Source organism: Myroides gitamensis, assembly GCF_029894455.1.
Taxonomy (GTDB): Bacteria; Bacteroidota; Bacteroidia; order Flavobacteriales; family Flavobacteriaceae; genus Flavobacterium; species Flavobacterium odoratum.
Window position 1 is genome coordinate 2,313,603 of record NZ_JARYHN010000001.1, and the last position, 13,367, is coordinate 2,326,969.

13 protein-coding genes are annotated in these 13,367 nt (G+C 36.4%); 9 read left to right on the forward strand and 4 right to left on the reverse strand.

Annotated features, from left to right (window positions below; genetic code table 11):
- Positions 1 to 126 precede the first annotated feature (126 nt).
- The 3 genes from M2306_RS10155 to M2306_RS10165 all read right to left on the reverse strand — a co-directional run bounded on the left by M2306_RS10155 (position 127) and on the right by M2306_RS10165 (position 960).
- Positions 127 to 360: a hypothetical protein gene (locus tag M2306_RS10155; RefSeq protein ID WP_036462901.1), complete on the reverse strand. Its 234-nt coding sequence runs from the start codon at positions 358 to 360 to the stop codon at positions 127 to 129.
- 266 nt (positions 361 to 626) lie between these two features.
- Entirely contained in the window at positions 627 to 827 is a 201-nt protein-coding gene (locus M2306_RS10160) for a hypothetical protein (protein ID WP_002990537.1), read from the reverse strand.
- Positions 790 to 960, reverse strand: coding sequence for a hypothetical protein (locus M2306_RS10165; RefSeq protein ID WP_259189533.1), 171 nt, complete (start codon positions 958 to 960; stop codon positions 790 to 792). Before M2306_RS10165 ends, M2306_RS10160 begins: the two co-directional genes overlap by 38 nt.
- A 250-nt stretch (positions 961 to 1,210) precedes the next feature.
- Here M2306_RS10165 and M2306_RS10170 point away from each other — a divergent pair, with 250 nt between their 5' ends.
- Positions 1,211 to 1,930 (forward strand): S24 family peptidase, encoded by a 720-nt coding sequence (locus M2306_RS10170; RefSeq protein WP_002990531.1) that lies wholly within the window; start codon positions 1,211 to 1,213, stop codon positions 1,928 to 1,930.
- A 71-nt stretch (positions 1,931 to 2,001) separates the two neighbouring features.
- Here the strand turns inward: M2306_RS10170 and hisS are convergent, their stop codons facing one another.
- The gene (hisS, locus tag M2306_RS10175; protein WP_259189534.1) at positions 2,002 to 3,372 is read right to left on the reverse strand and encodes a histidine--tRNA ligase; all 1,371 of its coding nucleotides are present in this window, start codon (positions 3,370 to 3,372) and stop codon (positions 2,002 to 2,004) included.
- Positions 3,373 to 4,386: 1,014 nt separating this feature from the next.
- Here hisS and M2306_RS10180 point away from each other — a divergent pair.
- The 8 genes from M2306_RS10180 (at position 4,387) to carB (ending at position 13,282) form a co-directional block, all read left to right on the forward strand.
- A complete protein-coding gene (locus M2306_RS10180) occupies positions 4,387 to 5,628 on the forward strand; it encodes an ABC transporter permease (protein ID WP_115092709.1) in 1,242 nt (413 codons plus the stop codon).
- Positions 5,629 to 5,690: 62 nt separating this feature from the next.
- Complete coding sequence (locus tag M2306_RS10185; RefSeq protein ID WP_259189537.1) at positions 5,691 to 6,164, forward strand: SgcJ/EcaC family oxidoreductase; 474 nt, start codon at positions 5,691 to 5,693, stop codon at positions 6,162 to 6,164.
- A 94-nt stretch (positions 6,165 to 6,258) separates the two neighbouring features.
- Positions 6,259 to 6,477 (forward strand): hypothetical protein, encoded by a 219-nt coding sequence (locus tag M2306_RS10190; RefSeq protein WP_498882843.1) that lies wholly within the window; start codon positions 6,259 to 6,261, stop codon positions 6,475 to 6,477.
- A gap of 46 nt (positions 6,478 to 6,523) precedes the next feature.
- Positions 6,524 to 6,856, forward strand: a complete 333-nt coding sequence (locus M2306_RS10195; RefSeq protein WP_498882844.1) for a hypothetical protein — start codon at positions 6,524 to 6,526, stop codon at positions 6,854 to 6,856.
- 30 nt (positions 6,857 to 6,886) lie between these two features.
- Positions 6,887 to 9,136, forward strand: coding sequence for an ATP-binding protein (locus M2306_RS10200; RefSeq protein ID WP_259189540.1), 2,250 nt, complete (start codon positions 6,887 to 6,889; stop codon positions 9,134 to 9,136).
- A gap of 3 nt (positions 9,137 to 9,139) precedes the next feature.
- On the forward strand, positions 9,140 to 9,772 hold the full coding sequence (locus M2306_RS10205) for a response regulator transcription factor (protein WP_002990521.1): 633 nt from the start codon (positions 9,140 to 9,142) through the stop codon (positions 9,770 to 9,772).
- A gap of 350 nt (positions 9,773 to 10,122) precedes the next feature.
- Positions 10,123 to 10,284, forward strand: coding sequence for a 50S ribosomal protein L34 (gene rpmH / locus M2306_RS10210; RefSeq protein WP_002990519.1), 162 nt, complete (start codon positions 10,123 to 10,125; stop codon positions 10,282 to 10,284).
- A gap of 145 nt (positions 10,285 to 10,429) precedes the next feature.
- Positions 10,430 to 13,282 (forward strand): carbamoyl-phosphate synthase large subunit, encoded by a 2,853-nt coding sequence (carB, locus tag M2306_RS10215; RefSeq protein WP_115092705.1) that lies wholly within the window; start codon positions 10,430 to 10,432, stop codon positions 13,280 to 13,282.
- The last annotated feature ends 85 nt before the right edge of the window (positions 13,283 to 13,367 follow it).

The window sequence follows — 13,367 nt, forward strand, 5'->3', positions numbered from 1 at the left end:
CTCACTTAGAAAAAGACATAAAAAAAAGAGAAGAATTTCTTTTGCTACTACCATTAGTAACAAAAGAAATTCTTCTCTTTTCTAGGTCTTTATTTCTGTAATCAGCGAGCTGATTCTTTCTAATCCTTACAACAAATTCAATTGTTTACATTCCTCTTCTACCCGCATTAATTCTTTGTGTACTGCTGTTCCTAGAACCTCATACAATGTGGTTCGAGAAATAGGGTAAACGGGATATATATATTTACGCCATACCACACTCACGGGTATATCAGGCGTCTTATGCTCATTATACAAATCTAATATAAGTTGGTATCGACGTAGTTTATTCAATGTACGTCCTAATTGTTGTGACTTCATACAACCAAAATCATTTTCAGTATCAAACACTTTTCATTGTGTTTTTATACCCATTAAACATTTTTACTTTCCAACTGTACAACTCGACACACTCCAACATGAATCCTACAGTTTTTTTCCTTCTTTTCCTTTTAATTTTTTATTTTCTTACGCCTCAAAAAAATTAAATTGCCTATTTATTTCCTGCTCTGCTTCTTTCTCTCTTGCTTTTTATCTCCCCAGATTAACATCGAGACAAATCAATCAAAACATTTTCCTTTCACTCTTTATCTTTTGAGTGCCTGTATTTTTTCTTCAATTGCTTCATTCACCTGATAAGGGCGTAATTCTTCCTCTGATCCCATACTCAATAAGTATCCTCTTTCTTGATTGATTACTATACGTTCACCTGGTGTAAAATATCCGGTGTTAGCTGTGGCTTTTAAAACCTCATAAAGCTCCATTTCTCGCTGTAGATTTTGATTCATCTTGTCGTGTTTTTAATTGTTTTTCTAATTTCTGTTTGTCTTGTAAAATCAGTGTGTAATTAGGATGGCTACCGTTGTATTTGAGCCATTCTTCTAATTCCCTTAGTTTCTGTGTGAGTTGGCTAGCTGTCATCTTCGTTGTATTAGATGGAGTGGAACATTATTGTATTTCGCGATATAAATCGCAAATCCAATTAAAAAGCACCTATATTTTCGCATCAAAGAGGTTGTAATCGTATCATTTCTCCTAGCTATAGAACGAAATTCTTCGTTAAAATGCATTGAGGTGTTGATTTTTTCCATATATTTACTCGCTTTTAGGTTTGATCTTCTTGTACAAGACAAATATGCGACAATTTTAGTAAAAAACAAATAATTTTGCGATGAATATAGTAACAACAAAGGAAAGAATACTACAATACATTGATTACAAAGGAATTAGTATTAGTGAATTCTTGAGAAGCACCGCTATAAAACGAGGATTTCTAGATGCAGACAAATTAAATTCTGCCGTTTCTGATATTTTTGTAGCGAAAATAATCGCGACTTATAGTGATTTAAATTTAGAATGGCTGATCACAGGTGAAGGTCAAATGCTAAAAGAGAATAATGGTCAAGCAGATGACCTCATTGCGGAACCTACTGTATCTTTCCGAAAAACAGCAGATCCCATCAAAGACTTTCAGAAAATCCCTCTATTTAATTCCATGGCAACCATGGGGTTATTGCCAAAATCCAACGGGGATTTTGACGATGAGTTTATTGTAGATTACTTAAGTGTTCCCAATCTTCCAAGTGTCGATGGAGCACTCTATGCCACAGGAGATTCGATGTACCCTTTATTAAAAGCAGGTGATATTGTTGCTTTTAAGAAAGTGGATGTTGATATCAACAATATTTTCTTTGGTGAGATTTACATCTTATCCATCTATATTGACGATCATTCAACCTACAAAACGATTAAGTTTCTTCAGAAATCAGAAAAAGGAGAGGCTTATGTGCGATTAGTGAGCCAAAACCAACATCACCAGGATAAAGACATTCCTCTAAATAAAATTGCAGCAATGGCGCTTGTACGTGCCTCTATCCGAATTCACAATTAAAAAATACAGCCAACAAAAAAGGAGTAATAAACCACGTTTATTACTCCTTTTGCTATTTGATCAGGTCCTTTTTATTGTACCATTGTTTTTAATTCTTCTAAACTTACCGTTTGTTGTTCTCCTGAAGCTAGATTCTTCACTGTATACTTTTGGTGTTGAATTTCTTCACTACCCGCTAATACAGCAAATGGAATGCTTTTCTTATCGGCGAATTGAAACTGTTTTCCCATTTTTGCTTTATCGGGATAGATTTCTGTTTTAATTCCCGCATCTCTCAATTGAGCTACAGCTTTCATTGCATAACTCATCTCTTCTTCTCCTAGATTCAAAAACATCACACGAGAGGAAGCATTTACTGTTGCTGGGAATAAATCCAACTCTTCCATTACCAGGTAAATACGATCTAATCCAAACGAGATTCCAACTCCACTTACATCTTTCAATCCGAAGATGCCCGTTAAGTCATCATATCGTCCACCACCACCAATAGAACCCATTTGAACCGTTTCAGGTGCTCCGATTTCAAAAATAGCTCCTGTATAGTAGTTTAAACCGCGCGCTAAGGTCACATCTAAATTCAAAGTAGCTGTCGATAATCCGATTTGAGCAATTTCTTTACCAACAAAAGCTAATTCTTCTACTCCTTTTGTTCCTTGCTCAGATTCAGCTAATAATTGACCTAATTTTTCAATTTTCTCTTCAAAGCTTCCTGTGAAGTTAAACAACGGTTGAACTTTCTCAATAGCCGCAGCTTCGATACCTTTCTCCATCATTTCTTTCTTCACTCCATCTTCGCCGATCTTGTCTAATTTATCTAAAGCAACGGTAAAGTCAATTAACTTATCACTTGCACCGATCACCTCAGCAATACCCGCTAATATCTTTCTGTTATTTAATTTAATTGTTACCCCATGAAGACCCAATGTCGAAAATACGCAATCATAAAGTAAAACTAATTCCACTTCTTGCCACAGCGATTTTGAACCAACTACATCGGCATCACACTGATAAAATTCTCTATATCTTCCTTTTTGAGGACGATCCGCACGCCAAACAGGCTGCATTTGATAACGCTTAAATGGAAAGTCTAATTCATTCTGGTGCATCACTACATAACGTGCAAAAGGCACAGTTAAGTCATAACGCAAGGCTTTTTCTGAAATTTGATTTGTCAACTTCAAGCTGTTTTTATCTGCCAAAAGTGCCTCATCTACTTTACTCAAGAAATCTCCAGAATTTAATATTTTAAAAACCAATCGATCTCCTTCTTCTCCATATTTCCCCATCAAGGTCTCTAAATTCTCAAAGGAAGGTGTTTCAATAGGATGGAAACCAAAATGCTCAAAATGATGACGGATTGTTTGCATAATGTACTGTCTTCTTGCTACTTCAATCGAAGAAAAATCTCTTGTCCCTTTTGGAATACCTGGTTTCTTTGCCATTTTCAATTAATTTTCAAATTATCTAATGCTACAAAAATAAGTATTTTTAATTAGATATGGGAGAAGAGGAGGGGTTTGTGGGATGTGAGGTTTGTTTTTTGTGCTTTGTGAGGTTTGTTTTTTGTGAAATCGCTTTTTTGCTTTTTCGTGAAGTTGCAAGATTAGCTGAGATTGAAGGTTTATTCCTTTTTTGTAAGGAATTACCAGTCCTATCGCGCTCATGAATAGTATGTCTCCTTGACACAGGAAAGGTCGCTTTTTTGCTTTTTCGTGAAGTTGTAAGATTTATCGATGAAAGAAGAAACTCTGTTTTAATCGAAAATTCACCTCTCTCCCATTTCCTCTCTCCCTACTTATATATGTCTTCCTTGCAGTTTCCTTGGAGCATTCTCGGAGTTTCCTTGGAGTATTCTTGGACATTCCTTCGACATTCCTTCGACAAAACTACCTTTTTACCTAGTAAACTCCTAGTATACTCCAAGGAATGTCGAAGGAAAAAACACGATCTCTTCAAGTATATAAGTTCAAAATACAGCTTGGGTTAGGTTTTCAATTAAAGCCTAACCTATTAAAATGGAAATACGCTATTTGTTACTGCGCCTAGTTATTCCAATCAGTCAATCCACTCAGTATGTCATGCTGACGCAGGAAGTATCGTCTTTTTTTTCATAATTTATCTTGTTACTTGGCAAATTACCATTTGCTACTACAGGATTACATCTCATCGCCTCACCCTCTATCTCACCGAGTTGCTATTTTGTTTTGGTATTCGATGAATCTACACTTCGTTCCGATTTCACCACCTCACCGTCTATCTCATGGGTTTATATTTGTTTTCATATTCGATGAATCTACACTTCGTTTCAATTTTCACTGCGTTCCGATTTCACCTTCTCACCACCTCACCCTCTCACCCTCTCACCCTCTCACCCTCTCACCACCTCACCACCTCACCGTCTCAAAAATTCCTATCTTTACGTGTAACATTTACTTCACTCTAGCTACTCATACAGTATGTGGAAAATAACACTTGAGAATATCAAAATCGCAACGACGAGTATTAAAAGTCAACTCCTTCGCACCTTTATTACGGTGTTTATCATTGCTATTGGTATATGGGCGCTTGTTGGTATTTTATCCGTTGTAAGTGCATTAAAAAACACCATTTTAGCTGATTTCTCTTCTATGGGGGCGAATACTTTTACAATTAGTCAGTATGATACAGCGGGAAGAATAGCGAAAAATCAATCCAATCAAGTAGAAAATCCACCGATTACCTATGCACAAGCCCAAGATTTCAAGGAGCGCTACAGTTACCCTTTTTCGGCAGTATCCCTTTCTTTTAATGCGGCTACTAATATTGAAATCAAAAATGATTATGTAAAAACAGATCCCGAAATCAGCATTGTTGGTTGTGATGAAAATTACCTTTCCAACAGTGGTTTACTTATCAATAATGGACGTGGATTGAGTTATACAGATTGTAAAAACAATCACTTCGTTTGTGTCGTGGGGTCAGATTTTTCAAAAAACATGTTTAAAGAGCAATCCCCTATCGATCAAGTGATTTCTATTCGAGGGTATAAATTTAAGATTGTTGGAATCCTCAAAGAGCAAGGCAGTACCTTTGGTCAAAATGAAGACCAACGCGTGTTTATTCCGATTCAAATTGCTCGTAATATATTCAATACAGCCAATATCAATTATACCATCAAAGTAGGGATTCAACAAGAAGGCTTATTGAATCAAGCCATTGATCAAGCTACCCTTGATTTTCGCATCAGTCGAAACTTAGCGGTAGTAAACGATTCTAATTTTGGTATTGAGCGCAGTGATGATATGCTTCGCTCCTTAGAAAAGCAAATTGGCATGTTAAACATTGCTGCTTGGCTTATAGGAATGATAACCATTTTAGGTTCATCTATTGCGCTGATGAATATCATGCTCGTTTCGGTCACAGAGCGAACCAAAGAAATTGGCATCCGCAAATCTTTGGGAGCCAAACGAAAAACCATTGCCCAGCAATTCTTTACGGAAACCCTTATCATTGGTCAATTGGGTGGTTTACTGGGTACTATATTGGGCATTGGAACGGCGTATTTAATGACGTCTATCCTCCACTTTACTTTTGCTATTCCCTGGTCTGCTATCTTAGCCGCTTTCATTACCACCTTAGTAGTTGCTGTTATTTCGGGTTTATATCCTGCGATAAAAGCGTCCAAACTGGATCCTGTAGAAGCACTTCGTTACGAGTAAGTTAATTCGCAGTATAAATACAGCTAATCTGCGTATTTTTATACGACAACAAAAAACTCAACATGAACAGAACTTTACCTGAACATATTGCAGAACAATTTGTTACTGCATGGAATCAATACGATGCAGAACAATTAGCTGCTATTTTTATTGAAGATGCGGATTTTGTCAATGTTACAGGATTATGGTGGCACAATAAAGAAGCCATCTTTCAGGCACATGACTATGGTTTACGCATTATTTTCAACCACTCCAAACTGGAAATAAAACGCACAAAAGTCCGATACTTATCTGATACTATTGCTACCGTACATGCCCGTGTAAGATTAAGCGACCAAACCGCTTTAGCAGAAAGTGAAACCCCTCAAATTCGAAATACACTCTTTTTATTTGTTGTACAAAAAATAGAAGAAACTTGGTTTTGTATTGCTGCTCAAAATGTAGAAGTCCAAAGCGGAAAAGAAACATTCATAAAAAAAGAAGATGGAAATTTTGAAGCAGTCAATTATGGTCAATTCAAGAAGGAGCAAGATTAATTTTCATTTTTAGAACGCAAACTCATTATTTTTAGGGAGTACAACAAAAGTCCTTATTCGCTACTTTTGTAATCAACTAACAATCTTTCTAACTATGAAGAAGCTAATATTAGCCTTAGCGTTGAGCTTAGGTACTTTTACCTTGACACAAGCACAAGAAGTTACCACAAAAAACATCTTGATAAAACAAGGGAATACTACAATCGTTATTGATCAAAAAACACAAAACATCACCCTAAAGCCAGAGCGTTTTAGCCTTGAGTTTTTTAAACAAACCATACCAAGACAAAAAGGAGTTATTTTACGCTGCTAAGGCTTTAGTAACCGATAACAGTCAATTTAAAAATACTTTCGAATCCATGTCTTTTGACGATATTGAATTTTTTAGCCCAGGAACGGGATTTGCCGCTTCTTTTGGCAAAAGTCAAGGTTATCCTATGCTGAGTGAAGACGGACATCAATACCTCTATTTTGCTTCGAATAGCGACCATCGAATCAACAAAATTGGACAGCAAAAAGAATGGGATATCTACCAATGGAGCCTTGATGGGGTAAACATTGATGGAAATGAAATTGCATGGAAAAACTACCGTATTGGCGAATTATATCTTTACTTTGTAGTAGATCGTAATTTAAACGATACCATTGACCCAGACGAGCATCATTTAATTCGAATCACATTTAAAAAATAACGGACGCTATGCGTACCTAACTACATATACATGTCCTATTCTTCTAAATCTGCTTTATTTTTTGTTTCACTCTTTTGGTGTGTACTGCTCTTTTGTACATCCAACCAACTGTATGGGCAAGAAATATTGACGACATACAAAGAACAATACGACAAAACAGTAGCGGGAAGTCCTGCGCGTTTTGAAGTTGTAGGAAAATACGCGCAAGCGCTCTTTTTTCAAGAGAAACAACAAGAAGCCACTCAATTATTAAAAGAGAACATTCTCATCGCCGAAAAGCAAGGAGACAAAACCAATGCGGCCTATCTCTATGCTATTTTGGCGATGAATGCTCAACTAAATGAAAATACCAGTGAAGCTCATAAAGCCATTAAAAAGGCCTTAGACTATGCCCAACAGATTGAAAATAATGAAATCAAGGCGTATGTCAACTATTGTCAAGGGTGGATTTATGTACGCGATAATCAAGAAGCGAAAGCAGTTCAATCCTTATTAACTGCTATTTCACTCTATGAGAAAGCGCCACAATCACCTACTAAATTAGGTCGTTTATCTGCTGCATATAAAGAGCTGACAAGCATCTATGCTAGTTGGGATGATTACGAATTACAAGAGAAGTACAGCAAGCTTACGTTGGATATTGCCATTCAACAAAATAATCCCAACGCACTTTTCGATGCCTACATGATGATGGGGTATTTGTACGAAAGTGAGTTTTCTCATAATACCAACAATATTTATGCGCGTGATTTAGCTGAAAACTACTACAAAAAGGCCATCAAAACCTATGAAAACAATCGAGAAGTTATTCCTTTTCGTTCGGATTTAGCTTTTGTAGCCAATAATTTAGCAAGTCTTTATTTGCGTGCCTTTCCCAAACAATACAACGAACAAGCCACCTATTATGCCAATCTCGCTTTACAACAAGCGCAAGAAACGCATCAGATAAACTTTCAAGCGTCGTCTTATGGGATTTTAGCTGAAATTGCCTTACAAGAAAACAAGACCAAAATAGCTACGTCCTATTTACTTTCAGCGTTATCGGCGATTAATAGCACGCATTTACCAGATAAAAACACCTTGCTTTCTATTTACGAAAGTTTGGCTCAACTCAACGAAACAGAAGAAAATTACCTAGGAGCACTCCACTTTCACAAGCTTTACCTGCAAACCTATCAATCCATTTACAACCAGGATAAGCTCGAAATTAGTAGACGCCTAGAAGCACAATATGAAAAAGAGCAGCAAAAACAACAGCTGTTAACCCTGCAGTTGGCCTCGGAGAAAAAAGAGCAACAAATTCGACTGATGAAAACCTTGGGGTTACAACAGCAACAAGAATTGGAGAATTTAAAACTCTCCGAGGAGAATCAGCGAAAAAAACTAGAAATCAGTCAACTGGAAACCGAGACACATGCACAAGCATTGAAATTGTCTCAGTTGGAAAATGACAACAAGTTGTTGGATATTCAACACTTCAAGAAAACATTGTCCTATCAAGAAAAGGTTAATTCGTACTTTTTGGCCTTAGCGTTGGTGTTTGCTATTCTTCTTTTTGTACTGCTCTATGTGTATAAACAGCGTACAAAGAGTATGAATCAACAAAAAGAGCTCTATAATCTAGCATTGGAAAAAGAAAAGCAACACGCCAAAATTGCCACGTTAACGGCTTTATTGGATGGGCAGGAACAAGAACGCGCGCGTTTGGCTCGAGATTTACACGATGGTTTAGGAGGATTACTTTCTGGAACGAAGATTCAATTGAGTACCCTTCACCACAAAATCACAGATGCCAACAAAATAGAAATGACGAAATCGATTGAACATCTAGATAATGCTGTAGATGAACTAAGACGTGTAGCTCATAATTTGATGCCCGATTTACTGCTCAAATACGGATTAGAAGAGGCACTAAAAGAATACGCCAATCGCATGTCTACCGATCAATTGGATATTAATGTTCAATTCTTGGGGTATACCCAAACCTTGGAGCAAGATAAACAATTGTTGGTTTATCGCATTATTCAAGAATTGGTCAACAATGCCCTAAAACATGCAAATCCCCAACAAATTATTATACAACTTGTTGAAAGCGAGAATTCCTATATGGTTACCATTGAAGATGACGGTTGTGGTTTTGAGTTAACCCAAGCTCAACAAACCCAATCCGCCGGATTGCACAACATTCAGTCGAGAGTACAATTCCTCAAAGGAGAGTTGCACATTCATTCAGAATTAAACCTTGGAACAAGTATCGATTTTCAATTCCCAAAACAATAACCCATGATAAAAGTAGCGCTGACAGACGACCATCCTTTGCTATTAGAAGGATTAAAAAACATCTTAAACAAGCAGGAAAACATTCAGGTAACTGGTTGTTATCCCTCTATAGATACCTTGCAAAAAGGCTTAAAAAAGAATCCCATTCACATTTTATTACTCGATATTAATTTAGAGGATATCAATAGTTTGGATTGGATCAAACCGTTGAAGAAAAAACATCCAGAGATGCAAATCATCATGTTGAGTGTACACAATGAATATGCGGTAATCAATAGTTCCCTACAAGAAGGCGCTTCGGGCTATATTCAGAAAAATGCTTCTGTCGATGAAATTGTACAGGGAATTTATGCTGTGTATAACCAGCAGACCTTTTTGTGTTCTCAAACACAAGTCGTTTTAGAGAAGAAAAATAAAAACGGGCTGAATACGATTCCAAAGCTTACACGACGTGAAAAAGAAGTATTAGTGGAAGCAGCGCAAGGATTGACGACACAACAAATTGCGGATCGTTTGTTTATCAGTACGCATACTGTAGATAGTCACCGCAAGAATTTGATTGAAAAATTTCAAACGTCCAATTTAAGTTCTGTGATTACACTAGCCATTGAATATGGTTTGATTAAAAAAGCATAAACACAATCGATAACAAGATAAATAATCAAGGAAGCTGGATAAGTTGGTTCTTTTTTTTGGCAGTAAAAAAGATTTTTAATTTTCTTAACAGAAAAAACAGTTTTATGCGCTACAAAACACTGTTTTTCCGCCTTAAAAAAAATATTTTTCTTATCTTTGATAGAATAACTTGTTGTTTTATCCTTATAAATAGGGATTAAATGAGTTCAAATCGCAAGTTTCTAAAAATATTTTACAAAAAGACTTTGTAAGAATCAAATGACTTTATATATTTGCACTCGGTTTTGGCGCAAGTATATCAAAGCTGAATTTTTTGAAAAGTAAAATACTAAGATTTAAAGATAAACGCAATGAGCAAGAGAACGTTTCAACCTTCAAATAGAAAAAGAAGAAACAAACATGGTTTCATGGAAAGAATGTCTACTCCTAACGGTAGAAAAGTATTAGCTGCTAGAAGAGCTAAAGGAAGACATAAATTAACTGTTTCTTGTGAAACAAAACATAAACATTAATGTTTTGATTAAAATATAAATAAAGGTGTTACTCATTTGGTAGTAACGCCTTTTTTTATACTTTGTCGGAAGCATCACAATACAATCACACACACTATACTTACTTTTTTTAAACAAAGTAGTACAAAATAAACAACACAAGAAAATGCCTAAAGACACTTCTATCAAGACCGTTTTAATCATTGGTTCGGGACCAATCATCATCGGACAAGCTTGCGAATTTGATTATTCAGGTTCACAGTCAGCAAGATCATTAAGAGAAGAGGGAATTAAAGTTATCTTAGTTAACTCGAACCCCGCAACAATTATGACCGACCCTTCTATGGCGGATCATATTTATCTAAAGCCATTAACTGCACGTTCAATTATTGAAATTCTAGTTGCTCATCCAGAAATTGATGCTGTATTACCGACTATGGGAGGACAAACAGCTTTAAACTTATGTCTGGAATGTGATGAAAAGGGAATTTGGGCAGACTTTGGTGTTCGTTTAATTGGTGTAGATATTAACGCTATTAATATCACAGAAGACCGCGAACAATTCAAACAATTACTAGAGCGTATTGATGTGCCTGCTGCTCCAGCAAGAACAGCTACTTCTTACCTTCAAGGAAAAGAAATTGCACAAGAATTCGGTTTTCCTTTAGTTATTCGTCCTTCTTTTACTTTAGGAGGTACTGGTGCTGCTTTTGTACACCATGCTGAAGATTTCGACGATTTATTAACTAGAGGTTTAGAGGCTTCTCCAATCCACGAAGTTTTAATTGACAAAGCTTTATTGGGATGGAAAGAATACGAATTAGAGTTATTACGCGATAAAAATGACAACGTAGTTATCATCTGTACCATCGAAAATATGGACCCAATGGGAATCCATACGGGAGATAGTATCACTGTGGCACCTGCGATGACTTTATCTGACAGAACGTTCCAAAGAATGCGTGACTTATCAATCAAGATGATGCGCAGCATTGGAAACTTCGCTGGAGGTTGTAACGTACAATTTGCAGTATCACCAGATGAGAAAGAAGATATCGTTGCCATCGAGATCAACCCTCGTGTTTCTCGTTCATCTGCTTTAGCTTCTAAAGCTACGGGTTATCCAATTGCTAAAATTGCAACAAAATTAGCATTAGGTTATACCTTGGATGAATTGCAAAACCAAATTACAAAATCTACTTCTGCTTTATTTGAGCCGACGCTAGACTATGTAATTGTAAAAATCCCACGTTGGAACTTTGATAAATTTGAAGGAGCTGATAGAACCTTAGGATTACAAATGAAATCTGTAGGAGAAGTAATGGGAATTGGACGTTCATTCCAAGAAGCACTACACAAAGCTACTCAATCATTAGAGATTAAACGCAATGGTTTAGGTGCGGATGGAAAAGGATATACAAACTACGATCAAATCATCGAAAAACTAACGCATGCTAGTTGGGATCGTGTTTTTGTAATCTATGATGCGATTCAGCATGGTATTCCATTGAGCAGAATCCATGAGATTACAAAAATCGACATGTGGTTCTTAAAACAATACGAAGAGCTTTATCTATTAGAAAAAGAGATTTCAACTTATACAATCGAAACTTTACCTAAAGATTTGTTGTTAGAAGCAAAACAAAAAGGATTTGCTGACAGACAAATTGCCCATATGTTGAAAACATTGGAAAGTCAAGTTCACGATTTAAGAGATAAAATGGACATTCAACGCGTATTCAAATTAGTGGATACTTGTGCGGCTGAATTCCCAGCAAAAACACCTTACTACTACTCTACTTTTGAGGCTGATATCCAAAAAGCAGATGGAACAAGATATGTTTCAAATGAAAGTGTTGTAACAGAGAAGAAAAAAGTAGTTGTATTAGGATCAGGACCTAACCGAATTGGTCAAGGAATTGAGTTTGACTACTCTTGTGTACACGGTGTACTAGCTGCTGAAGAAGCAGGATATGAAACAATTATGATTAACTGTAACCCAGAAACTGTTTCTACAGATTTTGATACAGCAAACAAATTGTACTTCGAGCCTGTATTCTGGGAGCATATTTACGACATCATCCGTCATGAGAAACCAGAAGGAGTAATCGTTCAGCTTGGAGGTCAAACGGCTTTAAAATTAGCAGAAAAATTACACCGCCACGGAATTAAGATTTTCGGAACGAGCTTTGACGCTTTAGACTTAGCTGAAGATCGTGGACGTTTTTCTACTTTATTAGAAGATCTTAAAATTCCATTCCCTCAATTCGGAGTTGCTAAAACAGCAGACCAAGCGTTGCAGTTAGCAGATCAATTAGACTTCCCACTATTAGTTCGTCCATCGTATGTATTGGGAGGACAAGGGATGAAAATTGTTATCAACAAAAAAGAATTAGAAGAACACGTTATTGATTTATTAAACCAAATTCCTGGTAACTCGCTTTTACTTGACCACTATTTAGATGGAGCAATCGAAGCAGAAGCAGATGCAATTTGCGATGGTGAAAATGTGTATATTATCGGAATCATGGAGCACATTGAGCCATGTGGAGTTCACTCTGGAGATAGTCACGCGATGTTACCACCGTTCAACTTAGGAGAGTTTGTATTAAATCAAATCAAAGATCATACAAGAAAGATTGCCGTTGCTTTACAAACTGTAGGTTTAATCAACATTCAGTTTGCAATTAAAGACGATATCGTTTACATCATCGAAGCGAATCCAAGAGCTTCTAGAACGGTTCCATTTATTGCAAAAGCATACGGAGAGCCTTATGTAAACTATGCGACTAAAGTAATGTTAGGTGAAAACAAAGTAACTGACTTTACATTCAATCCACAGTTGAAAGGATATGCAATCAAAACACCTGTATTCTCTTTCAATAAGTTTAGAAATGTGAATAAAGCTTTAGGCCCAGAGATGAAATCAACCGGAGAAAGTATCTTATTCATCGACAACTTAAGAGATGATCAATTCTATGAAATCTATTCTCGTAGAAAAATGTACTTAAGTAAATAAATACAAAATCCCGCTTCAAAATGAAGCGGGATTTTTTTATTCCTTTAATTGAAGCATGGTTAAGTCTTAAACCAAAACTATCCTA